The organism is Methylobacterium crusticola (assembly GCF_003574465.1).
Classification (GTDB): Bacteria; Pseudomonadota; Alphaproteobacteria; order Rhizobiales; family Beijerinckiaceae; genus Methylobacterium; species Methylobacterium crusticola.
Window position 1 is genome coordinate 1 of record NZ_QOWC01000017.1, and the last position, 22,679, is coordinate 22,679.

The 22,679-nt window shown below is 73.8% G+C and carries 17 protein-coding genes; 10 read left to right on the forward strand and 7 right to left on the reverse strand.

The window, feature by feature from the left end; translation table 11 throughout:
* Positions 1 to 433: 433 nt before the first annotated feature.
* The 3 genes from ccmE (at position 434) to DT057_RS11730 (ending at position 3,607) form a co-directional block, all read left to right on the forward strand.
* Complete coding sequence (gene ccmE, locus DT057_RS11720) at positions 434 to 904, forward strand: cytochrome c maturation protein CcmE (RefSeq protein ID WP_128562286.1); 471 nt, start codon at positions 434 to 436, stop codon at positions 902 to 904.
* Between the two features lie 209 nt (positions 905 to 1,113).
* A complete protein-coding gene (locus tag DT057_RS11725) occupies positions 1,114 to 3,111 on the forward strand; it encodes a heme lyase CcmF/NrfE family subunit (RefSeq protein ID WP_128562287.1) in 1,998 nt (665 codons plus the stop codon).
* A gap of 34 nt (positions 3,112 to 3,145) precedes the next feature.
* The gene (locus DT057_RS11730; RefSeq protein WP_407068083.1) at positions 3,146 to 3,607 is read left to right on the forward strand and encodes a cytochrome c-type biogenesis protein; all 462 of its coding nucleotides are present in this window, start codon (positions 3,146 to 3,148) and stop codon (positions 3,605 to 3,607) included.
* Between the two features lie 23 nt (positions 3,608 to 3,630).
* Here the strand turns inward: DT057_RS11730 and DT057_RS11735 are convergent, their stop codons facing one another.
* Positions 3,631 to 4,068, reverse strand: coding sequence for an EamA family transporter (locus tag DT057_RS11735; protein WP_128562289.1), 438 nt, complete (start codon positions 4,066 to 4,068; stop codon positions 3,631 to 3,633).
* 175 nt (positions 4,069 to 4,243) lie between these two features.
* Here DT057_RS11735 and DT057_RS11740 point away from each other — a divergent pair, with 175 nt between their 5' ends.
* Positions 4,244 to 5,575: a leucine-rich repeat-containing protein kinase family protein gene (locus DT057_RS11740; protein ID WP_128562290.1), complete on the forward strand. Its 1,332-nt coding sequence runs from the start codon at positions 4,244 to 4,246 to the stop codon at positions 5,573 to 5,575.
* Positions 5,576 to 5,602: 27 nt separating this feature from the next.
* Here DT057_RS11740 and DT057_RS11745 read toward each other — a convergent pair whose 3' ends face one another.
* On the reverse strand, positions 5,603 to 6,748 hold the full coding sequence (locus DT057_RS11745) for a GGDEF domain-containing protein (RefSeq protein WP_128562291.1): 1,146 nt from the start codon (positions 6,746 to 6,748) through the stop codon (positions 5,603 to 5,605).
* Positions 6,749 to 7,087: 339 nt separating this feature from the next.
* Here DT057_RS11745 and DT057_RS11750 point away from each other — a divergent pair, with 339 nt between their 5' ends.
* From DT057_RS11750 to DT057_RS11760, 3 genes are all read left to right on the forward strand, one after another.
* Positions 7,088 to 7,723: a PilZ domain-containing protein gene (locus DT057_RS11750; RefSeq protein ID WP_238313173.1), complete on the forward strand. Its 636-nt coding sequence runs from the start codon at positions 7,088 to 7,090 to the stop codon at positions 7,721 to 7,723.
* Positions 7,724 to 7,853: 130 nt separating this feature from the next.
* Positions 7,854 to 9,176 (forward strand): hemolysin family protein, encoded by a 1,323-nt coding sequence (locus DT057_RS11755; protein WP_128562292.1) that lies wholly within the window; start codon positions 7,854 to 7,856, stop codon positions 9,174 to 9,176.
* 199 nt (positions 9,177 to 9,375) lie between these two features.
* Positions 9,376 to 9,792 (forward strand): EF-hand domain-containing protein, encoded by a 417-nt coding sequence (locus DT057_RS11760; protein WP_128562293.1) that lies wholly within the window; start codon positions 9,376 to 9,378, stop codon positions 9,790 to 9,792.
* Positions 9,793 to 9,878: 86 nt separating this feature from the next.
* On the opposite strand, the gene DT057_RS11765 is transcribed toward DT057_RS11760, so the two are convergent.
* A complete protein-coding gene (locus tag DT057_RS11765) occupies positions 9,879 to 10,112 on the reverse strand; it encodes a hypothetical protein (protein ID WP_128562294.1) in 234 nt (77 codons plus the stop codon).
* Between the two features lie 437 nt (positions 10,113 to 10,549).
* Between DT057_RS11765 and DT057_RS11770 the strand changes: the two genes are divergently transcribed.
* Together DT057_RS11770 and DT057_RS11775 are read left to right on the forward strand one after the other, a co-directional pair.
* The gene (locus tag DT057_RS11770; protein ID WP_407068084.1) at positions 10,550 to 11,620 is read left to right on the forward strand and encodes an adenylate/guanylate cyclase domain-containing protein; all 1,071 of its coding nucleotides are present in this window, start codon (positions 10,550 to 10,552) and stop codon (positions 11,618 to 11,620) included.
* Between the two features lie 539 nt (positions 11,621 to 12,159).
* A complete protein-coding gene (locus DT057_RS11775; RefSeq protein WP_128562335.1) occupies positions 12,160 to 12,642 on the forward strand; it encodes a Ros/MucR family transcriptional regulator in 483 nt (160 codons plus the stop codon).
* 55 nt (positions 12,643 to 12,697) lie between these two features.
* Here DT057_RS11775 and DT057_RS11780 read toward each other — a convergent pair whose 3' ends face one another.
* Complete coding sequence (locus DT057_RS11780) at positions 12,698 to 13,480, reverse strand: DUF1194 domain-containing protein (RefSeq protein WP_128562295.1); 783 nt, start codon at positions 13,478 to 13,480, stop codon at positions 12,698 to 12,700.
* 273 nt (positions 13,481 to 13,753) lie between these two features.
* On the opposite strand from DT057_RS11780, the gene DT057_RS11785 reads away from it, so the two are divergent.
* Entirely contained in the window at positions 13,754 to 14,509 is a 756-nt protein-coding gene (locus DT057_RS11785) for a restriction endonuclease (RefSeq protein WP_128562296.1), read from the forward strand.
* Positions 14,510 to 14,550: 41 nt separating this feature from the next.
* On the opposite strand, the gene DT057_RS11790 is transcribed toward DT057_RS11785, so the two are convergent.
* The 3 genes from DT057_RS11790 to DT057_RS11800 all read right to left on the reverse strand — a co-directional run bounded on the left by DT057_RS11790 (position 14,551) and on the right by DT057_RS11800 (position 22,610).
* Entirely contained in the window at positions 14,551 to 16,050 is a 1,500-nt protein-coding gene (locus tag DT057_RS11790; protein ID WP_203236249.1) for an efflux transporter outer membrane subunit, read from the reverse strand.
* A gap of 10 nt (positions 16,051 to 16,060) precedes the next feature.
* Positions 16,061 to 19,369, reverse strand: a complete 3,309-nt coding sequence (locus DT057_RS11795) for an efflux RND transporter permease subunit (RefSeq protein WP_128562297.1) — start codon at positions 19,367 to 19,369, stop codon at positions 16,061 to 16,063.
* 121 nt (positions 19,370 to 19,490) lie between these two features.
* Positions 19,491 to 22,610, reverse strand: coding sequence for an MdtB/MuxB family multidrug efflux RND transporter permease subunit (locus DT057_RS11800; RefSeq protein ID WP_128562298.1), 3,120 nt, complete (start codon positions 22,608 to 22,610; stop codon positions 19,491 to 19,493).
* Between the last annotated feature and the right edge of the window lie 69 nt (positions 22,611 to 22,679).

Genomic DNA, 22,679 nt, shown 5'->3' on the forward strand with positions numbered 1-22,679 from the left:
GGCGTCCTCGGCGAGCGGCCGCGGGCCGAGACGGCGCTCGCGCAGGCCCGGACCGCCCTCGGCCCCGACGCCGCGACGCTCGCGCCCCTCGAGGCGGTCGCCCGCGAGCTCGGGCTCCCGCCCGCAGCCGCGAAGGCGCCCGCCCGGTGAGCCGCCCGCGCCCCTCGCCGCGGGGCCGGGGCTCCCCGGCCCGACGCTTCCCGGACCGACGCTCTCCTGCCCGGCCGGCGGAGCGCCGCGACGCCGGGGGGATGCGGCATCCCGGGGATGACCGCAGGGCGGAGTGGAAAAGCCCCGCCGACCTGCGTAGAGATCGGCCCTCGACGCCAGAGCCGTCCGCCGGGACGGCGAGCCGGGAGACGCCCAGGATGCCCGCGCCGCTGCCCCCCCGCCCCCGCGCGGCCCCGCGCCCGCCCGCCCGCGGGACGCGGCCGTGACGCGCAAGCGCCGCCGCTTCGTCCTCATCGCCGTCTGCGGCGCCGTCCTGGCCGTGGCCCTCGGCCTCGTGCTCTCGGCCATGCGCGACAGCATCGTGTTCTTCCGCTCCCCCACCGAGGTGGCGGGCGACAGGGTGGCGCCCGGCACCCGCTTCCGCCTCGGCGGCCTTGTGAAGGACGGCTCGCTGCGGCGCGGGCCCGACGAGAGCGTGGAATTCGCCGTCACCGACACCGGCTCGACCGTGCCTGTGCGCTACCGCGGCCTCCTGCCCGACCTCTTCCGCGAGGGCCAGGGCGTGGTGGCCGAAGGGGTGCTCGAGCCCGGCGGCGTCTTCCGGGCCGACACGGTGCTGGCCAAGCACGACGAGACCTACATGCCGCGCGAGGTCGCCGATGCCCTGAAGGCGCAGGGCCGCTGGAAGGAGGGCGCGGCGCCCGGCACGGTCTCGCAGACCGCCGTCAAGTAGCCCGCCCGGCGTCCGCGCCGGCCGGCGGTCCGCGCCGGGCGCCCCGCGGGCAGTCCGCGCGTCACGCGCGCATGCGGCGGCAAGCGCGCATGCGGCGGAAGGTCTTCGCGGCGCGGGCCCGGAAGCGGACTAGGATGCCGCCCCGCCCCGGGGCGCCTCACCGCCGCGCCCTCCGGGCGCCGTGCCGCCCCTACCGAAAGGCCGCTCCCTTGCTGATCGAGGTTGGTCACTACGCCCTCGCCCTGGCGCTCGCCCTGTCGCTGACGCAGATGGTGATGCCGGTCTGGGCGAGCCGCACTGGGGACCCGGTGCTGCGCGGCGTGACCGTCCCGGCGGCCCTCGCCACCTTCGTGTGCATCGCTTTCGCGTTCGGCGCCTTGACGTATGCTCACGTGACGTCGGATTTCTCGGTCCAGAACGTCTTCGAGAACTCCCACTCGATGAAGCCGCTGATCTACAAGATCTCCGGCGTCTGGGGGAACCACGAGGGCTCGATGATGCTCTGGGTGCTGATCCTGGCCCTGTTCGGGGCCGTGGTCGCGCTCGCGCGGGACGCGGTGCCGCCGGTGCTGAGGGCCAACACGCTCGGCGTGCAGGCCGCGATCACCGTGGTGTTCCTGCTCTTCATCCTCACGACCTCGAACCCGTTCGCGCGCCTCAACCCGGCGCCCGTCGAGGGCCGGGACCTCAACCCGCTGCTCCAGGACCCGGGCCTCGCGATCCACCCGCCGCTCCTCTACCTCGGCTACGTCGGCTTCTCGATCACCTTCGCGTTCGCCATCGCGGCCCTGATCGAGGGGCGGATCGACGCGGTCTGGGCGCGGGCGGTGCGGCCCTGGACGCTGATCGCCTGGTGCTTCCTCACCGTGGGCATCGCCATGGGCTCGTACTGGGCCTATTACGAGCTCGGCTGGGGCGGCTGGTGGTTCTGGGACCCGGTCGAGAACGCCTCGCTGATGCCCTGGCTCGCCGGCACGGCGCTCGTGCACTCCACGGTGGTGATGGAGAAGCGCGACGCCCTGAAGGTCTGGACGGTGCTGCTCGCCATCCTGACCTTCTCGCTCTCGCTGCTCGGCACCTTCCTGGTGCGCTCCGGCGTGCTCACCTCGGTCCACACCTTCGCGACCGATCCGAGCCGCGGCACCTTCATCCTCGGCATCCTGGTGCTGTTCATCGGCGGCTCGCTCGCGCTCTACGCCTGGCGGGCCCCCGGCCTGCGCCAGGGCGGGCTCTTCGCGCCCATCTCCCGCGAGGGCGCGCTCGTGATGAACAACCTCTTCCTGTCGGCGGCCTGCGCCACCGTCCTCGTCGGCACGCTCTACCCGCTCGTCCTCGAGTCGCTGACGGGGGAGAAGATCTCCGTCGGGGCCCCGTTCTTCAACCTGACCTTCCTGCCGCTCGCGGTGCCGCTGCTCCTCGTCGTGCCCTTCGGCCAGACCCTGGCCTGGAAGCGGGGGGACATCGCGGCCGCGAGCCAGCGCCTGCTCGCCGCCTTCGGCCTCGCGCTCGTGCTCGGCCTCGGCGCCGTGGCGCTGACCTGGGGCGGGCCGGTGGCGGCGCCGCTCGGCATCGGGCTCGGCGCCTACCTGATCCTCGGCGCCGCGATGGAGATCCTCACCCGCGCCCGCGCCCGCTCCCTCGGGCTGTCGCTGCGCCGCGCCGCGGGCCTGCCGCGCTCGGCCTGGGGCACCGCGCTGGCGCATGCGGGCGTCGGCATCACGGTGATCGGCATCGCCGCCCAGGCCTGGAGCGTCGAGGCCCTCGCCACCGTGCCGCGGGGCGGGCGGATCGGGGCGGGCCCGTACACGGCGGCCCTCGACGGCATCGTGCCCCGCACCGGCCCGAACTACACCGAGACGGTGGCGCGCCTGACGATCCGCGCCCGGGACGGCGACCCGGTGGGCACCCTGGAACCCGGCAAGCGCTTCTACGCCTCCCGCAACATGTCGGTGAGCGAGGCCGGCCTCCTCACCCTCGGGGCGAGCCAGGTCTACGCCAGCGTCGGCGAGACCCAGGCCGACGGCAGCGTGGGCCTGCGCCTCTACTACAAGCCGCTGGTCCTGCTGATCTGGCTCGGCGCCGTCGTGATGGCGCTCGGCGGCGGGCTCTCCCTCACCGACCGCCGCTTCCGGGTCGGGGCGCCGGCCCTGCGCGCGGCGGCGCGGCGACCCGAGCGGGTGGCGCCCCACTCGGTGCCGGCGGAGTAGGCCGGTGCGCGCCCCCCTCCGCCGCGCCCTGCCGGTGCTCGCCGGCCTCCTCGCCGCCCTGCCGGCGCTGCCCCTGGGGCTCGCCGGGCCCGCCGCCGCGGTCCAGCCCGACGAGGTGATGCGCGACCCGGGGCTCGAGGCGCGGGCCCGGGCGATCTCGGCGGGCCTGCGCTGCCTCGTGTGCCAGAACCAGTCGATCGACGATTCCGACGCGCCGCTCGCCCGCGACCTGCGCCTGATCGTGCGCGAGCGCCTCGGCAAGGGCGACGGCGACGACGCCGTGGTCGCCTACGTGGTGCGCCGCTACGGCGAGTTCGTGCTGCTGCGCCCGGTGCTGGCCTGGCACACCGCCCTGCTCTGGCTGACGCCGGCCCTGGTCGTCGGCATCGGCGGGCTCGCCCTGTGGCGCCTCGCCCGGCGGCGCAGGCCGTCCCCGCCCGCCGGCCTGTCGGCGGCCGAGGAGGAGGCGGTGGCGGAGCTGATGCGGCGGGGATAGAAGGGGGCCCGGGACGAGGGCCGTCACCCTTTGTGGGCGACGAGGACCGCCCCTGCCGCGATCAGACCCACCCCCAGCCAGTTCGGGCCCGACAGGCGCTCCCCCAGGACCGCGACCCCGAACAGCGCGACCAGGACGACGCTGAGCTTGTCGATGGGCGCGACCCGGGCGGCGTCGCCGAGCTTCAGGGCCCGGAAGTAGCAGATCCACGAGGCGCCCGTCGCCAGGCCGGACAGCACCAGGAACAGGTAGGTGCGTCCCGGGACCGATCCGAGCGGCTGCCACTGGCCGGTCCCGGCCAGGATCGCGCCGAGCACGCACAGGATCACGACCGTGCGGACGAAGGTGGCGAAGTCCGACGGGACGTTCTCGACGCCGACCTTGGCGAAGATGGCGGTGAGCGCCGCGAAGACGGCCGAGAGGAGCGCCCAGGCGCGCCACGACGAGTGCCACGGGTCCATGACCACTCCTGAAAGGTCTCCGGGCGGGCGGTCCGGCCGGCGGCCGCCCGGACGGCGGGCGGGACCGCGCCGGCGTTGCGGGGCCGGCCCCGCCCCTTGTACAGGATCGTCGGGGAGCCCGCGGCGCGCCAGGCGGCGCGGGGGCTCGCTCATCTTCGCCCCGCAGGTCGACGGCATGACGATCCAGGCCCCGATGTCCGACGTGCTGCACGCGCTCCGGCGGGGCGACCTCGCCGGGGCGCGGGAGCTGCGCCTCACGGGCGGCCTCGCCGAGTTCCCCCGCGAGATCCTCGGCCTCGCCGACACGCTCGAGCTCCTGGACCTGAGCGGCGGCACCCTGAGCGACCTGCCGGACGAGCTCGGCCGGCTCCGCAAGCTCCGGGTGCTGTTCTGCTCCGGCAACCGCTTCGCGCGGCTGCCGCCGGTGCTCGGGGAGTGCCGGTCCCTGAGCCAGATCGGGTTCCGCGGGACGGGCCTGCGCGAGGTCCCGGGCGAGGCGCTTCCGCCCGCCCTGCGCTGGCTCACCCTCACGGACAACCGGATCGAGCGGCTGCCGGACCGCCTGGGGGAGCGCCCGCTGCTCCAGAAGCTCATGCTGTCGGGCAACCGCCTCACGGCGCTGCCGGCCACGCTCGCGGGCGCGCGCCGCCTCGAACTGGTGCGGCTCGCGGCCAACCGCATGGAGGCCCTTCCGGAATGGCTGCTCGCGCTGCCGGGCCTCGCCTGGGTCTCGTGGGCCGGAAACCCCCTCGAGCCAGGGGCGGTCCCGCCCGACGTGCCCCTCGTGCCCTGGTCGCGGCTCGCGCTCGGCGCGCGCCTCGGCGAGGGCGCGTCCGGGCAGGTGCACCGCGCCCGCTGGCGGCAGGGCCCGGGGCCCGGGCGCACCGTGGCGCTCAAGCTGTTCAAGGGCGCGATGACGAGCGACGGCCTCCCCGAGCGGGAGATGGCCGCCTGCCTGGCCGCCGGGGAGCACCCGAACCTGACGGGCGGCCTCGGCCGGCTGGCGGGCCACCCGGACGGGGCCCAGGGCCTCGTCATGCCGCTCCTGCCGGACGGCTGGCGCCCGCTCGCCGGCCCGCCGAGCCTGTCGAGCTGCAGCCGCGACGTCTACGATCCCGGGCTGCGGCTGGCGCCGGCCTGCGCGGTGCGCATCGCGACCGCGGTCGCGGCGGCCGCGGGCCACCTGCACGCCCGCGGGCTCGGCCACGGCGACCTCTACGGTCACAACGTGGTCTGGGACGGCGCGGCGGGCGAGGCGCGGCTGAGCGACTTCGGCGCGGCCTCCGGGCTGCCGGCCGGCCGCGCGGGCGACGCCTTGCGGCGGATCGAGGTGCGGGCCTGGGGCCTGCTCCTCGGCGAGCTGCTCGCGCTCTGCGCGCCGGAGCCCGCGGCAGCGGACGCCCTGCGCCGCCTGGAGCGGGCCTGCGTGCAGCCCGACGTCTCGGCGCGGCCGACGATGGATGCGGTGCGGGACGCCCTCGACGCCGCGCGGCCGCCGGGGCCCTGAGGCGGGGGCGGGCGAGGGCCCGCCCCGTCACGCCGCCGCCCGCAGCGCGGCCCCCGCCCACACCACCCGGTTGCGCCCCAGCGCCTTCGCCCGGTAGAGCGCCCGGTCGGCCCGGGACAGCAGGGCCTCGAAGTCGCGCCCGCCCGCGGCGAGCCCGACGCTCACCGTGACGGCGAGGCCCGGCAGCAGGTCCGGGCGCATGGCCGCGATGGCCCGGCGCATCGTCTCGGCGAGCGCGTCCGCCTCCGCCTGGGTCGCCCCGGGGAGCAGGCAGGCGAACTCCTCGCCGCCGAGGCGGCCGAACACCGCCTGCCGCGGCAGCACCGCCTGGGCGGCCGCGCAGAACCCGACCAGCACCGCGTCGCCGGCGGCGTGGCCCCAGGTGTCGTTGATGCGCTTGAAGTGGTCGAGGTCGAAGAGCAGCAGCACCGCCGGCCGCGCCGCCAGCAGCCGGGCGGCGTGGGCCGCGAGGGAGCGGCGGTTGGCGACGCCGGTGAGCGGGTCGGTCTCGGCCACCAGGCGCTGCTCGCGCTCGAGGCGCTCCTTGGCGAGCGCCATGAACAGGAAGGCGACCGCCACCGTGTAGAGCAGGGCCCCGAAGCACAGGATGGCGATCCAGGGCGACGCGAGCGGGGTGCCGGTGGGCGGCGGCGGGGCCACGAAGGTCGCCGGGATGCGGACCCAGTAGAGCACGGCCTCGCTGGCGAGCAGGAACGCGGTCGGGTAGCGCGAGGCCAGGGGCTCGGCCCGGCCGCGCCAGATCTCCCCGGCGGCGAGCAGGCAGTAGAGGCCGGCGACGCCCGAGGCCAGGGCGATCCGGGCCTCGATCGCGGCGTAGAAGGCCGGCACCGCGCAGGCCGCCGCCCAGGCGAGCGGGCCCGCGGCGATCGCGCGGACGGGCAGTCGCCGGCCCTCGAAGGCGCGGGCGCCGCCCCAGATCAGCCCGTAGGCGGCGAGCATCAGCGCGTTGGCGAGCCCGATCGAGAGCCAGTCCGGCACGAGGCCGCGCACGCACAGGAGCGCGGAGGCGAGCGCGCCCACGAGGTGGGCGAGGCCGAGCACGCCGAGGGCGCGCGTGCGCCGGGCCTGGTTCCACGAGACGAGGAAGAGCACGCCGACGATGAAGGTCACGAAGACCGTCACGGCCATCAGCGTCAGCGCGTCGAGCTTCATCCGCGACCTCCGCGCCGATCCCCGGCGCGCGCCGCCCCGTCCGGGGCCCCCGCGCGCCGCCCGGAGCCGGCGCGCCCGATTTCCTAGCAGGAAGCGTGGCCGTGCACCAACATCCGGCAACCGGGCGCCGGCCCGACGCGCGCGCCATCCAGGGGAGAGCCGGCGCCGCCCTCGGCGGGGGACGCCGCCGGGGCCCGTCCCCGAGGTCTCTCCCCCGGGGTCAGGGGCGCCGGATCGTCACGCCCCGTTAACCATCCCGGCAAGTCACCCCGTCCGGGGGAGGGCGGCGCCCGGCATTGCCCGTTAGCGTACGGACCTAAAGCGTGGGTTGTATCATCCATGATCTTCAATTCCAGTACGCAGGGTCCGGCCGGGATCCCGGGGCATCCGGCCCTGGCCGCCGCCCCGGACGCGCCCGCGGTCCCGCCCATGGCCTTCCGGGTCAGCGGGCGCTGCCTGATGGCGAGCGGCGAGGAGCATTGCTGCCTCGCCCGCAGCCTCTCGCTGGACGAGGCCGAGATCGTCGCCCCGGTCGCGGGCCTCGCGGGGGATCCGGTGACGATCTACCTCGACGACGTCGGGGCCCTCTCGGGGACGATCCGCAGCACGATGCCCGACGGCTTCCGGGTCGCGGTCGAGGTCGGGCCCGAGCGGCGCGCACGGCTCGCGGCGCGGCTCGCCTGGGCGGCGGCCCACGCCGGCGAGCGGGTCGACCAGCGCCGCCACGCCCGCATCGTGCCGGCGGCGACCGCCGTGGAGGTCCGCCTGCCCGACGGCACCTGCGTGGCCGGCACCATCCTCGACCTGTCGATGACCGGGGCCGCCATCGCCCTCGCGGCGCAGCCGGAGGTCGGCAGCGTGGTGACGGCCGGCAAGCGCTTCGCCACGGTGGTGCGCCACCTCGAGGGCGGCATCGGCGTGCAGTTCAAGCTGCCCTTCCGCCCCGAGACCTTCAGCCAGCACGTCGTGCTCTGAGGCGCGCGGGCCGTACCGGTGGAGGACGGCCCGCTCCGGCATCCGGCGGATAGCCGGCCGGGGGGAAGACTTGCTATGAGGGGCGCGGCTGCGGTCCGACCGTGCGCGGCCGTCTGCGCCACGGGAGGCGGTGATTTTCTCCGACAATCCTTGGGGAACGGGCCTCGGCCTGTTCGCCATCGTGTTCCTGGTCTTCGCGAACGGGTTCTTCGTCGCAGCCGAGTTCGCCCTCGTGGCGGTGCGGCGCAGCCGGGTTCAGGAGCTCGTCGCCGAGAAGCGGGCCCAGGCGAGCGCGCTGCAACGGGCCGTCGACCACCTCGACGCGCACCTCGCGGCGACGCAGCTCGGCATCACCATCTCGTCGCTCGCCCTCGGCTGGGTCGGCGAGCCGGCGCTCGCCCACCTGATCGAGCCGCTCCTGTCCTGGCTGCCGGGCCTGCTCGGCATCGTGGGCGCCCACGCCGTCGCGGTGGCGGTGTCCTTCGTGATCATCACGGCGCTGCACATCGTGCTGGGGGAGCTCGCGCCCAAGAGCCTGGCGCTCCAGCGCAGCGAGCGGACCGCCCTCGCGATCGTCGGCCCCCTGCGGGTGTTCCTGCTGATCTTCCGGCCGGCCATCCTGTTCCTGAACGGGCTCGGCAACGGCGTCCTGCGCCTGTGCGGGCTCCAGCCCGGCTCGGGCGAGGACTCGCTGCACTCCCCGGCCGAGCTGACGCTCCTCGTCGCGGCGAGCCAGGAGGCCGGCCTGATCCAGGAGGCCCAGCAGGAGGCGGTGGCGCGCATCTTCGGCATCGGCGTGCGCCGCATCCGCGACATCATGACCCCGCGCCACGAGGTCGACTGGATCGACGTGGAGGATTCCCGCGAGGCGGTGCTGGCGACGATCCGGGCCTGCCGTCACGAGCAGCTGGTGGCGAGCCGGGGCGAGATCCACGAGATCGTGGGCGTGCTGCGCAAGCAGGACATCCTCAACCAGCTCCTCGACGGCACGCCGATCAACCTCGACGCCATCATCCGCGAGCCCATCGTGGTCCACGAGGGCATGGCGATCCTCAGGGTCCTGGAGACCTTCAAGGCCAAGCCCGTCCGGATGGCCATCGTGGTCGACGAGTACGGCAGCCTGGAGGGCATCGTCACCCAGACCGACCTCCTGGAGGCCATCGCGGGCGACATCCCGGAGACCGACGACGACGAGCCGAGCGTGGTCGAGCGGGCCGACGGCTCGCTCCTCATCGACGGCATGATGCCGGCCGTCGACGCCTTCGAGCGCCTGGGCTTCTCCGAGCGCCCCGACAGCGACGACTTCTCCACCTTCGCGGGCTTCGTGATCTTCCAGCTCGGCCGCATCCCGACCGCCGGCGACAACTTCGAGCGCAACGGCTGGCGCTTCGAGGTCGTGGACATGGACAGCCGCCGGGTCGACAAGGTGCTGGCCCAGCGCGTCGAGGCCTGAACCCGTCCCCGCCGCACGGCCGGGCCGCGTCGGGCTTGGCCGTGTCGGGCTCGGCGGGGCTCCGGGCTCGGCGGGGCTCCGGGCTTGGCCGGGCTTGGCCGGATGATTAGGTAGGAGATCGCCGTGCCGGCCGTTGCGCCCGCCTGGAGGGCACGCGGCCCCATCGGCCGACGACACCGCGACGGAGACTGACGCCATCATGACTGCATCGTTCCGCAAGGCCGCCCTGCTGACCGCCCTCCTGGCGGCGGCTCCGCTCGCCCTCTCGGCCCAGGCGCTGGCCAAGCCCAAGACCGACCGCACCATCGCGGCCGTCGACACCGACTCGGACGGCACCATCGACCTCGCCGAGGCGAAGGCGGCGGCCGGGGCGCTGTTCGACAAGCTGGAGAAGGACCGCGACAGCACCCTCGACACCAAGGAGCTCCAGGGCCGGGTCAGCCGCAAGGACCTGAAGCAGGCCGACCCCGACAACGACGGCACCCTGACGAAGGACGAGTACCTCACCCTGGTGGAAGCCCGCTTCAAGGCCGCCGACCCCGACAACGACGGCACGCTCGACGCCAAGGAGCTGAGGACCCCGGCCGGCCGTGCGCTCGCCCGCCTGCTGAAGTAGCGCCGCGGCGGGGCCAGGCATCCGGCCGCGGCGGCCGGCGGTCTGCGTCGCGGGGCGGCCCGGGCCGCCCCCTCCCCTGCCGGGGATCAGTCGCAGCGCTCGCTGTGGACGGTCTTGGTGTCGCCGAACTCGTTGGTCTTCCTCACCGTCTTGGTGTCGCAACCGCCGACGGAGCCGGTCGACTCGACCGAGCGCTTCTCCACCACGGTGTCGCGCTCGACGGGGGCGGAGTCGCGGCGGATCACCGTGACGTCCTCGGCGAGGGCCGGAACCGCGGCGAGGGCCGCGAGGGTCGCGAGGGTGACGAGGCGGTACTGCATGGGGATCTCCCGGCTGGGCTCGAGGTCGCCCTCCAAACGCAACCATGGAGAAAAGGGTTCCTTGTTGCCTGCTCAGGTTGCGCCCACAGCAGATCCGGGCGCCGGCCGGGATCCCGCAAGATCCCGGATCGCGCGCCGGCGCCCTGAAAACGGCGCGAATCACCGCTGAACTGCCGGGCGGCCCGGAACGGCCGGGCGGGACGGCGCGGTGTGGTCTCGCCATCCTGCCCGCTCCTCCTTGATCCTGGGTGATTTTTCTGCGAGCCCCGTGACACCGCGCGGAGAACCGGGCCCGGTTCGCGGGGTGTTCCCCGAAGGAGACCCCCGCCGTGTCGCGTGCCGATCCCTTCGACCGCACCCCCTCGGAGGACTCGGCCCCACCGCCCCGGGGCGCGCTCGCACGCCTCGCCGCCCTGGCGCGGCCCACCTCGGTCCCGATCCCGCAGCACGTCTGGTTCTGGATCGGCATCCTGCTCCTGAGCGCGGGGGCGGGGCTCCTCTACGACGCCATCTTCAAGAACGGCATCCCGCTCGTCGCCGCGATCTACGGCTTCTGCACCGGCGCCTGCGCCCTGACGCTGGAGCGGGGCACCCTGATGCCGGGGCTCCAGGCCCGCCTGCGCCGGCTGCCGACCTTCCTGTACGTGCCCATCGCCGAGCTCGCCTACGTGGGGATGATCACGCTCGGCCACGCCATCGGCGGCGTGGTGGTGTGGAGCACCGGCCTGAGCCCGGAGCCCTTCGCCGAGGCGGTGATCCCCTCGCTGCGGGTCCTCGTCTACGCGCTCGCGGTCTCGGCCCTGCTGGTCTTCGTCGTGCGCATGCGCGACCTGATCGGCGCCGAGATCTTCGTCAACCTGCTGGTCGGGCGCTACCACAAGCCGGTCGAGGAGGAGCGCATCTTCCTGTTCGTCGACGTGGTCGGCTCCACCGCCTACGCGGAGACCCACGGCGCCCTCAAGGCGCAGGCGTTCCTCAGCACGGTCTTCGCCGCCCTGGCCGAGCCGGTGCGGCGCTGCCAGGGCTCGACCGACGACTTCATCGGCGACATGGCGCTGATCACCTGGCCCATGGCGCGGGGGCTCCAGGACGCCCGCTGCGTCGCCTGCGTGTTCGCGATCCGCGACGGCCTGGCCCGCGAGGCGGCGGCCTGGGAGGAGCGCTTCGGCACCGTGCCGGAGATCCGCGCCGCCCTGCACGGCGGCCCCGTCGTCACCGCGGAGGTCGGGGTCGACCGGCACAAGATCGCGTATTTCGGCGACGCCGTGAACGTCACCGCCCGGCTGGAGGCGCTCTGCCGGACCCTCGACGCCCCGGTGCTGATCTCCGGGGACCTCCTGGCGAAGCTGCCGCGCATGCCGGAGGGCATCCGGGCGAGGTCCCTCGGCGAGCACGCGGTGCGGGGCCGCGACCGCTGCCTGGCCGTGACCGCGCTCGAGCGGGGCGCCCGGCTGCGGGAGGTCGCCCCCCCGAACCCGGCCGGCGACAGGCAGCGGGCGCGGGTCTGATCGCGCGCCGGGGCGGGCCCGAGGCCCGCGCGGACGTCCCCCGCCAAGGCCTCGGGACCCGGGAATCGCGCAACCCCATGGGCCGCGATAGAATTGCCCGGCTCGTGCGCGCCCGCACAACTGGCCCTGCCGGCGCGGGAATTGCGGGACCCGGCCGCGGGAGCTTCACCTTATTGCGTAGGGCGACCACGGGGAAGCCCGGGAACCAGCGAGATCTTCTCGCGTTGTGTCGCCCGCCCGGAGGCTGCGGGCCCGGCATAACCCAAGGTGCACGCTGGTCCCTCCCCACAGCACCTCAGATCGAGCCCACCCACGGCAACGCTCACGCCAGCACAGGCTCCACGCCCCGGGGCTTCAACAAGAAATTCAACCGGAGCTTGACGACAAGGCTCGCCTCTTTCCTTTTTTCTCTTGCGACGACGGCGCCGACGCAATAGTTGCTGAGGGCAGCTAAGACAGGCCGGCTCCGCGGCATGCGAATCCTGAGGCGGGAATGTCTAAGCGGTTTTGGCATCTAGCCCGCACAGAGGGTCCGCATGATGGGTGAGAGTGAGACGTCGACGGATTACATCGAACTGGCCGCCGACATTGTGTCGGCTTTCGTGAGCAACAACTCGATTCAGGTGACGGACCTGCCCGCCCTGATCGCATCGGTCCACAGCACCCTCGGGGCGCTCGGAGCCGGGCCCGCCGCCGCCAAGGCCGAGCCGCTCACCCCGGCCGTTCCGGTCAAGAAGTCGATCATGCCGGACTACCTGGTCTGCCTCGAGGACGGCAAGAAGTTCAAGTCGCTGAAGCGCCACCTGCGCACCCGGTACGGGCTCTCGCCGGAGGATTACAGGGCGCGCTGGAACCTGTCGCCCGACTACCCGATGGTGGCGCCGAACTACGCGGCGGCCCGCTCGGAACTCGCCAAGACGATGGGACTGGGCCAGCAGCGGCGCAAGTCGCAGGGCCGCCCGGCCGCCTCGGACGAGGCGGCCGCCCCGCGCCGCCGTCGCGCCGGCGCGGCCGAGGCCTGAGCGCCGCGCGACCCTCGCCGGGCCCGCGCGCGGACCCGGCGCGGCGGGACGCGCCTCAATCCCAGTCGGGGTTCGGCCGCTCGCCGATGAAGCAGTTGGCGCGCGGCTCGCCCTGCGCGGGCCGCACCAGGGGTCCGGCGTCGCGGTCGGCGACCTCGCGGATGATCTTGGTGCGGATGGCCGCCGCGAACTGCTCGCGCTCGCGCACCGGCACCATGAAGCTGCCGCTGCCGCCGATGACGCAGTCCCGGTAGTAGAGGTCGAGGTCCTTGATGTCCCACGGCCCGCTGGGCTCGCGGATCATCAGCGGCAGGCCGTTGATCACGATGCCCTGGCGCACGGCGTCGTCCCGCGCCTTCGTGACCGACCGGCCCTGGTTGTTGGGGCCGTCGCCCGAGACGTCGATCACCCGCCGGCCCGCCTCGAAGGCGGTGCTGCCGAGGAGCCCGACCGAGAAGTCGATGGCGCTCGCGATCGAGGTCCAGGTCGAGCGCCGCGGCGGGCTCTGCTCCAGCCGCTCCGCGAAGCCGCCGGCATCCTCCGGCCCGGCGATGACGGTCCAGGGCACCACCACCCGCTGGTTGCCGACCCCCGCCCACTCGACGTAGGTGACGGCGATCCGGCCGACGAGGCCCTGGTGGATCGCCTGGTGCACGGCTGCCGACCGGAAGGCCGCCACGTAGCCGTCCCGCTGCACCGCCTGCTCGTCGGACGTCATCGACAGCGACACGTCCACGGCCAGCACCAGCGCGACGTCGACCTCCGTCGCCGGCTCGGCGGCGAGGGCGGAGCCGGCCACCAGCACGCAGGCGAGCAGTGCGGCGAAGCATGATTTCATCCGGGGTCTCCCGCGCGCCGGCCGGCGAAGGGTGGAGGATGCAAGGATCGGACGAGGACGGCCCGCCGCGCAAGCACCCGGAGGGCGACGCGTCGACACGCTCCCGTGAGCGGCCGCCCGCCCGGATCGCCCGCCGGTCGCGCCGCGCCGCGAGCCGCGCCGCGCCCACCAAGTCGCCTGTGGATGCCGCCCGGATCGGCCATCGCGCCCGCGCGCCCTTAGTGCCCGCGCAACGGCCCGGGAGCGACAGTGCGGCACCGAGGAGGGGATTCCATGGCCGCGCCGCGCAGCATCGCCGACCGCCTGTTCTGGCCGATCGTGGCCGGCGGCGTCGCGAGCCTGTGGTTCGGCCGGGCCGCGCTCGCCGTCGCGGGCGTGGTGGTGCTGGGGATCGTGCTGCATCGCCTCGGGCGCGGCGGCCGCTTCCGGCGGCGGGTGCGCGCCCTCGCGCGGCGCCACGCCGGCACCCTGAGCCTGCGCCGCCGCCAGGAGACCTTCGTCGACGCCTACGGCAACGAGATCCTGGACGGCTGGCTGCGCGAGCGCACCTACTTCGCCGAGCGCACGATCCTGCCGCGCCTGGAGGCGGAGGGCTACGGCGACCTCGTGGAGGCGCGCTGGGAGGAGGTGCTGGGCATCGTGGAGGCCGCCTCCCTGGCCGAGGTCCCGGACGAGACCGCCCTCCTGCCCGACGACGGCCTCGCCTACGAGCGCTTCTGCGCCGCCCTCCTGGAGCGCGCCGGCTGGAACGCCCGCACCACCCGGGCCGCCGGCGACCAGGGCGCCGACATCGTGGCCGAGCGCGACGGCGTGCGCCTGGTGGTGCAGTGCAAGCGCTACGCGAAGCCGGTCGGCAACGGCGCCGTGCAGGAGGTGGTGGCGGCCCGCGGCTACTGGAACGCCGACCGCGCCGCCGTGGTGTCGAATGCCGGCTTCACGCCGGCCGCCCGCAAGCTCGCCGGGGCGACCGACGTGCTGCTGCTGCACCATGACGAGTTGCAGGGGCTGCGGCCGCGCCGCGCCGGTTAGGGCGGCCCGGGACCGGGCCGCGGCACCTCGCCGGGCCGCGGCTACTCGTCGGGCCGCGGCGCCTGCCCGTCGTCGATCGGCAGCGGCCGGAACTGCTTCAGCTCCTCCCCGCCCGGCAGGCTGCGGGTGTCCCAGCCCCCGCCCAGGGCCCGGATCAGCGCGACCGCGTTGGTGAAGCGGTTGAGCCGGATCAGGAGCGCCGTGACCTCGTTGTTCAGCTCCAGCGCCTGGGCGGTCACCACCGTGGTGTAGTTCTGGGTGCCGGCCCGGTACTCGTTGAGGGCGATCTCCACCGCCCGGCGGGAGGATTGCACCGCCACGTCCTGGGCGGCGGCCTGCCGGGTCAGGATGCGCTGGCCGGCGAGCCCGTTCTCGACCTCCTGGAAGGCGGTGAGCACCGTCTGGCGGTAGGTCGCGACGCTCGCGTCGTAGGCGGCCTCCACGGCCTGGAGGGCGGCGGTGCGGGCGCCGCCGTCGAACAGGGTCTGGCTGCCGTTGGCCGCCACCGACCAGAAGGTGTTGGCGGCCGAGAAGAAGGCGCGGGCCGGATCGCCCGCGATGCCGCCGTTCGCCGACAGGGTGACGGTCGGGTAGAAGGCCGCCACCGCGACGCCGATCTGCTCGCTCTGCGACTGCACGCGGCGCTCGGCCTCGGCGATGTCGGGGCGGCGCTCAAGGAGGTCCGAGGGCACGCTCACCGGCACGCCCGGCGGGCGCACCGGCAGGGTGCCGCGGGCGAGCGTCAGCTCCGAGGGCGGCCGGCCGATCAGGGTCGCGATGGCGTGCTCGAGGTTCGCCCGCTGCAACCCCACCGCGATGGCCTGGGCCTGGGTGGACTGGAGCTGGGTCTGGGCCGTGATCACGTCGGAGCGGGCCGCGACCCCGGCGGCGTACTGGTTCTGGGTGATCGCCAGCGAGCGCTGGTAGGCCTGCACGGTCTGGTCGAGGAGCCGCTGCAGCGCCTCCTGGTAGCGCAGCTGGTAGTACGCGGAGGCGAGCTCGGCCTGGTTGGCGAGGCGGACCGCCGCGAGGTCGGCGGCGCTGGCCTGGGCGGCCGCGACGTCGCTCTCGATCAGGCGCCGGATGCGGCCGAACAGGTCGAGCTCCCAGCTCGCCGAGCCCTGGAGCGTCAGGGTCGTGCGCTCGATCCCGGCCGTGCTCGAGCGGCTGATGCCGGGCGCGCCGAGCACCGTCGGGAAGAGCTGGGCGCGGGATTCCTGCACGAGCGCCCGGGCCTGCCGGTAGGCGGCGACGGCGGCCCGGAGATTCTGGTTGTCGACGTCGATCAGGCGGATCAGGCGGTCGAGGGCGGGATCGCGGAACACGCGCCACCAGTCGCCCCGGTCCGCCTCGTCCCGCGGCCGGGCCGGGCGCCAGGCGCGGGGCGGCATGCCGGCGGGCCGCGCCCCGCCCTCCTTGAAGGCGGGCGGCGTCTCGACGGAGGGGCGCGCGTAGTCCGGCCCGACGAGGCAGCCGGCGAGCAGGATCGGCAGGAGGGCCCCCGCCCCGACGCGGGGCGCGCGCGACAGGCGTGGCGTCATAGGGGCGGCGTCATTCGGCGGCCGGGACCGGGCGCGGCGCGGGGCCCCGGCGGCGGCGGCCGACCCAGAGCCGGAGGCGGTCGAGGTAGAGGTAGACGACCGGGGTCGTGTAGAGGGTCAGGACCTGGCTCACGGTGAGGCCGCCCACGATGGCGATGCCGAGCGGACGGCGCAGCTCGGACCCCTCGCCGCCGTCGAGAATCAGCGGCAGCGCCCCGAGCAGCGCCGCGAGCGTTGTCATCATGATCGGCCGGAAGCGCAAGAGGCAGGCCTCGTGGATCGCCTCCCGCGGGCTCAGGGCCCGCGTGCGCTCGGCGTCGAGCGCGAAGTCGATCATCATGATGGCGTTCTTCTTGACGATGCCGATCAGCAGGATGACCGCGATGAGGGCGATGACCCCGAACTCCTCGCCCGCCACCATGAGGCCGAGCACCGCGCCGATCCCGGCCGAGGGCAGGGTCGACAGGATGGTGATCGGGTGGATGTAGCTCTCGTAGAGCACGCCGAGCACCCCGTAGACGGCGAGCAGCGCCGCCAGGATCAGGAGCGGCTGGCGCGAGGACGAGGCCTGGAAGGACTTGGCGGCGCCGGCGAACTCGCCGTGGATCGTCGCCGGCATGCGCAGGTCGCGCATGTGCGCCTCGATCGCCGCGGTGGCGTCGCTCAGGCTGCGGCCGGGCGCCAGGTTGAACGAGAGCGTGGTGGCGACGAACAGGCCCTGGTGGCTCACCTGCACGGGCGCCGTGCCGGTCTCGAAGCGGGCGAAGGCCGAGAGCGGCACCATGGTCTCCTTGGCGCTGCTGACGGCGGCGCTCGAGGAGGCGCTCGAGCGCCCGCTCGCCGCGATGGCGTTGGTGGCGGCGTTGCGGGCGGAATCGGCCGCGACCGCGGCGGCCGCGGTGCCGGCATCCGCGGCGCCCGACACAGTGCCGGCGGCGTTGGAGGTGGCCGACACCGTGCCGGCGACGGCGTTGGAGGTGGCCGAGCCGCGGGCGCGGGCGCCGGAGGTCGAGACGTAGATCAGCTTGAGGGTCTCGGGGTTCTCGAGGTAGCGCGGGGCGATCTCCATCACGACGTGGTACTGGTTGAGCGGGTTGTAGATGGTCGAGACCTGGCGCTGCCCGAACGCGTCGTACAGGGTGTTGTCGATCTGGTCGGGCGTCAGGCCGTACCGGAAGGCGGTCGCGCGGTCGATCACCAGGCGGCTCTCCAGGCCGCCCTGCTGCTGGTCGGAGGTGACGTCGGTGAAGGTTGGGTCCTTCTGCATCACCTCGAGGAGCTTCGGGGCCCAGGCGTAGAGGTCGTCGCTGGTGTCGCCCTGGAGCGTGTACTGGTACTGGGAGAAGCTCTGGCGCCCGCCGACGGCGAAGTCCTGGCGCGGGAACAGGTAGAGCCGGGCGCCCGCGATGGCGGCGAGCTTGGGGCGCAGGCGCGCCATCACCTCGCCGATGGGCTCGCGGGTGCCGAGGGGCTTGAGGCCCACGAACACGTTGGCCGAGTTGGTGCCGCGCCCGCCCGTGAAGCCGACCACGCTCTCGACCGCCGGGTCGGCCTGCACGATCGCGGCCGCGCTCCGGAGCTTGGCGCTCATGGACTGGAACGAGATGCGCTGGTCGGCCTGGATGCCGCCGATCATCTGGCCGGTATCCTGCTGGGGAAAGAACCCCTTCGGCACGATCACGTAGAGGTAGACGTTGAGGACGACCGCCCCGAGCAGCACCAGCATCACGACGGGGCCGTGCCGCAGGGCCCAGCCGAGGGTGCGCCGGTAGCCGGCGAGCAGGCCCTCGAAGGCCGCCTCGAGCCCCCGCGACAGCGGGCCCGGCCGGTGCCCGTGCGGGTCCGGCCGCAGCAGGCGCGCGCACATCATCGGGGTGGTGGTGAGGGAGAGGACGAGGGAGATCAGGATCGCCAGGGACAGCACGACGGCGAATTCCTGGAAGAACCGCCCGATCAGGCCGCCCATCAGCAGGATCGGCAGGAACACCGCGATGAGCGAGAGGCTCATCGACAGGACCGTGAAGCCGACCTCGCGGGCGCCGAGCAGCGCCGCCTCGACCCGCGAGCGGCCCTGCTCGATGTAGCGCTGGATGTTCTCCAGGACCACGATGGCGTCGTCGACGACGAAGCCCGCCGCGATGATCAGCGCCATCAGCGAGATGTTGTCGAGGCTGTAGTCGCACAGGTACATCGCCGCGAAGGTGCCGACGAGGGAGATCGGCACCGCCACCGCCGGGATCAGGGTGGCGCGGGCGGAGCGCAGGAAGCAGAACACCACCAGGATCACGAGGCCGACCGAGATCAGCAGCGTGCGCTCGGCCTCCTTGAGGGAGGCCCGGATGGTGATCGAGCGGTCGCCCGTGACCACGAGGTCGACGTCCCCCGGCAGCGCCGCCTTGAGCTGGGGCAGGGAGGCCTTGAGGCGGTCGATGGTCTCGACGACGTTGCCGCCGGGCTGCTTGTAGACGATCAGCAGCACCCCGCGCTGGCCGTTGACGAGGCCGAGGTTGCGCCGGTCCTCGACCCCGTCGACCACCCGGCCGACGTCGCGCAGGCGCACGCCCGCGCCGTTGCGGTAGGCCACCACGATGTCGCGGTAATCGGCCGCCACGCGGCCCTGGTCGTTGGCGTAGAGCTGGTAGCGCCGGTCCCCGGCCTCGATGGCGCCCTTGGGCGAGTTGGCGTTGGCGCTGGCGAGGGCCGCCCGGATGCCCTCGAGGCCGATGCCGTAGTGGAACAGGGCGCCGGGGTCGAGCTCGACCCGCACCGCCGGCAGGGACGAGCCGCCGATCTCGACGTTGCCGATGCCCTCGAGCTGCGAGAGCTTCTGGGCCAGCACCGTCGCGGCGGAATCGTAGAGCGCGCCGGGGCTGAGGGTCGCCGAGGTGAGCCCGAGGATCAGGATCGGCGCGTCGGCCGGGTTGAACTTGCGGTAGGTCGGGTTCTGGCGCAGCGCCGCCGGCAGATCGGCCCGGGCGGCGTTGATGGCCGCCTGGACGTCGCGGGCGGCCCCGTTGATGTCGCGGTCGAGGCCGAACTGCAGCACGATCCGGACCTGTCCGACCGAGCTCGTCGAGGTCATCTGGTCGACGTCGGCGATCTGGCCGAGGCGTCGCTCGAGGGGCGCCGCCACCGTGGTGGCCATCGTGTCGGGGCTGGCGCCCGGCATCTGCGCCTGGACCAGGATGGTCGGGAAGTCGACCTGGGGCAGCGGCGCCACCGGCAGCTTCAGGAACGCGAACAGGCCGGCGAGCAGCACGCCCAGGGTGAGGAGCGTGGTCGCGACCGGGCGCAGGATGAAGGGGGCGGAGAGGTTCACCGGACCCCGCCCCGCGCCGGGCTGCCGGGCGCCCGGGAGCGCTCCCGGCCGCCGGGCCCCGCGCCGCCGGGTCTCGCGACGCCAGGACGCGCGCCGCCGGGCCGCGCGCGGCCAGACGCCCTCACGGCACCGCCTCCCCGGGGGCGAGCCCGGACCGCCGCCGCCCGCCGAGGCGCCGGCCGAGGCGGTCGAAGGCGAGGTAGATCACCGGCGTGGTGTAGAGGGTGAGGATCTGGCTCACGATCAGCCCGCCGGCGATGGAGAGGCCGAGCGGCTGGCGCAGCTCCGAGCCGGTGCCGGTGCCGAGGATCAGCGGCACCGCCGCGAACAACGCCGCGAAGGTCGTCATCATGATCGGACGGAAGCGCAGGATGCAGGCCTCGTAGATCGCGTCCCGGGGGCTCATGCCGTCCTCGCGCTCGGCCTGGAGCGCGAAGTCGATCATCATGATGGCGTTCTTCTTCACGATGCCGATCAGCAGCACGATGCCGATGATGCCGATGATGTCGAGGTCGTGCCCGAACAGCATCAGCCCGGCCAGAGCCCCGATCCCGGCCGAGGGCAGGGTCGACAGGATGGTGATCGGGTGGACGAAGCTCTCGTAGAGCACGCCGAGCACGATGTAGACCGTCACGATGGCGGCGAGCACCAGGAACAGCGTGTTGTCGAGGGAGGCCTGGAAGGCCAGCGCCGAGCCCTGGAACACGAGCTGGAAGCTGTCCGGCAGGCCGATCTCGGCCTGCGCGGCCTTGATCGCCTCCACGGCCGGCCCGAGGGAGGCCCCGGGCGCGAGGTTGAACGACACGGTGGTGGCCGGGAACTGGCCGAGATGGCTGATGAGCAGGGGCGCGCGGCGCTCGCTCACCTGGGCGATGGCCGAGAGCGGCACCTGCCCGTTCTGGGCCGTGGAGGACGGCAGGTAGATGCGCGCGAGGGACGCGAGGGTGCGGTGGAGCTCGGGGTCGGCCTCCAGGATCACCCGGTACTGGTTCGACTGCGTGAAGATGGTCGAGATGATGCGCTGGCCGAAGGCGTCGTAGAGCGCGTTGTCCACCGAGGCCGGGGTGATGCCGTAGCGGCCCGCCGTCGCCCGGTCGATGGTGACGTAGGCGGCGAGCCCGCTCGCCTGCCGGTCGCTCGCCACGTCGGCGAGGTCGGGGATCCGGCGCAGCCGGTCGACGAGGCGCGGCACCCAGGCGTCGAAGGCGGCGAGGTCCGGGTTCTCCAGCACGAACTGGTACTGGGTGGCGCTCACCGCGGTGTCGATGCTGAGGTCCTGGACCGGCTGCATGTAGAGGACGATGCCCGGCAGGTCCGCGGTCCGGGCGGCGATGCGCCGGATGATCGCGCCCGCGGCCTCGCGGCGCTCCTCGCGCGGGCGCAGGTTGATGAGGAAGCGGCCGGAATTCAGCGTGACGTTCTGGCCGTCGACGCCGATGAACGACGACAGGCTGACGACGTCGGGGTCCTTCAGGATCTCCTCGGCGAGGCGCTGCTGGCGCTCGGCCATCGCCGCGTAGGACACGGTCTGGTCCGCCTGGGTGATGCCCTGGATCAGGCCGGTATCCTGGACCGGGAAGAAGCCCTTCGGGATCACGACGTAGAGGTAGACCGTGAGCCCGAGCGTCCCCACCGCCACGAGGAGCGTCAGGCCCTGGCGGGCGAGCACGCCCCGCAGGGTCCGGCCGTAGAGCGCGATGCCGGCATCCATCGTCCGGCGCCCGGCCGAGGCGAGGCGGCCCGCCGCCCGGGCCTGGGCCGGCTCGTGGCGCAGGAGCCGGGCGCAGAGCATCGGCACGAGCGTCAGCGAGACGATGCCGGAGATCACGATGGTGGCCGCGAGCGTGATGGCGAATTCGTGGAACAGCCGCCCCACCACCTCGCCCATGAACAGGAGCGGGATCAGCACCGCGAGCAGCGAGACCGTGAGCGAGATGATGGTGAAGCCGATCTCCCGGGAGCCCTTGAGGGCGGCCTCGAGGGGGCTGTCGCCGGCCTCGACGTGGCGGGCGATGTTCTCGATCACCACGATGGCGTCGTCGACCACGAAGCCGGTCGCGATGGTGAGCGCCATCAGGGACAAATTGTCGAGGGAGAAGCCCCACAGGTCCATCACCGCGAGGGCGCCGACGAGGGAGAGGGGCACCGACAGGCTCGGGATCAGGGTCGCGGGCAGCGAGCGCAGGAAGAGGAAGATCACCAGGACCACGAGGGCGATGGCGAGGAGCAGCTCGACCTGGACGTCGTGGACCGAGGCGCGGATCGTCACCGTGCGGTCGGTGAGCGGCGTCACCTGGATCGCCGCCGGCAGCGTCGCCTGGAGCTGGGGCAGCAGCGCCTTGATGCGGTCCACGACCGCGATGACGTTGGCGCCGGGCTGGCGCTGGATGTTGATGATCACCGCCGGCGTGGTGTCCATCCAGGCGCCGAGCTTGGTGTTCTCGGCCCCCTCCACCACCTCGGCCACCGCCGAGAGCCGCACCGGCGCGCCGTTGCGGTAGGCCACGACGGCGTCCCGGTAGGCGGCGGGGTCCCGGATCTGGTCGTTGGCGTTGATGGTGAAGGACTGGGTCGGCCCGTCGATGGTGCCCTTCGGGGTGTTGACGTTGAGGTTGCTGATGGTGGTGCGCAGGTCGTCGATGTTGAGGCCGTAGGCGGCGAGCGCCGTCGCGTTGAAGCGCACCCGCACCGCCGGCCGCTGGCCGCCCGCCATCGACACGAGGCCGACGCCGGAGACCTGGGAGATCTTCTGGGCGAGCCGCGTCTCGGCGAGGTCGCGCACCTGGGTCAGGGCCAGGGTCCGCGAGGTGAGCGCGAGGGTCAGGATCGGCGCGTCGGCGGGGTTGACCTTGGCGTAGACCGGAGGCGCCGGCAGGTCGCTCGGCAGGAGGTTGCCGGCGGCGTTGATGGCCGCCTGGACCTCCTGGGTGGCGATGTCGATGCCGAGGTCCAGGTTGAACTGCAGCGTGATGACGGAGGACCCGGCCGAGGACTGCGACGACATCTGGTTGAGGTTGGCGAGCTGCCCGAACTGCCGCTCCAGGGGCGCGGTCACGGCCGAGGTCATCACCTCGGGGCTCGCCCCCGGGTAGAAGGTCTGCACCTGGATCGTCGGGTAGTCGACGGAGGGCAGGGCCGAGAGGGGCAGGTTGAAGTAGGACAGGAGGCCCGTGAGCAGGATCGCCAGCATCAGGAGCGTGGTGGCGACCGGCCGCAGGATGAACAGGCGGGAGGGGTTCATGGGCCGGCGCTCCCCCGCCGGCCGGGGGCGGCCCGCACGGACGCGGCGTCCAGCACGGACGCGGCGTCC